This is a genomic window from Pseudomonas tehranensis (assembly GCF_014268615.1).
In the GTDB taxonomy this organism is placed as follows: domain Bacteria; phylum Pseudomonadota; class Gammaproteobacteria; order Pseudomonadales; family Pseudomonadaceae; genus Aquipseudomonas; species Aquipseudomonas tehranensis.
Window position 1 is genome coordinate 1 of record NZ_JABWQV010000508.1, and the last position, 383, is coordinate 383.

1 protein-coding gene is annotated in these 383 nt (G+C 64.5%); it reads left to right on the forward strand.

The window, feature by feature from the left end:
- Window positions 1-383, forward strand: a 383-nt coding sequence (locus HU811_RS27205) for an Ig-like domain-containing protein (RefSeq protein ID WP_186659228.1), incomplete at both ends; no start/stop codon positions are given.

The window sequence follows — 383 nt, forward strand, 5'->3', positions numbered from 1 at the left end:
GCGAGACTTCGCTGGTGACCATCACCTTCAACGAGGCCGTGACCGGCTTCACCGACGCCGACCTGACCGTTGCCAACGGTACGCTCAGCGGGTTGAGCAGCAGTGACGGCGGCATCACTTGGACCGCGACCTTTACGCCGGCCGCCGGCGTCACCGACACCAGCAATGTCATCACCCTTGCCAACGGCGGCGTCGCCGACCTGGCGGGCAATGCCGGCAGCGGTACCACTGATTCGAACAACTACAACGTCGACAGCCAGCGTCCGACCGCCACCATTGTCCTGAGCGATTCGGTGTTGAGCCCGGGTGAAACCGCGCAGGTCACCATCACCTTCAGCGAGGCGGTGACCGGCTTCAGCAACGCGGACCTGAGCGTTGCCAAC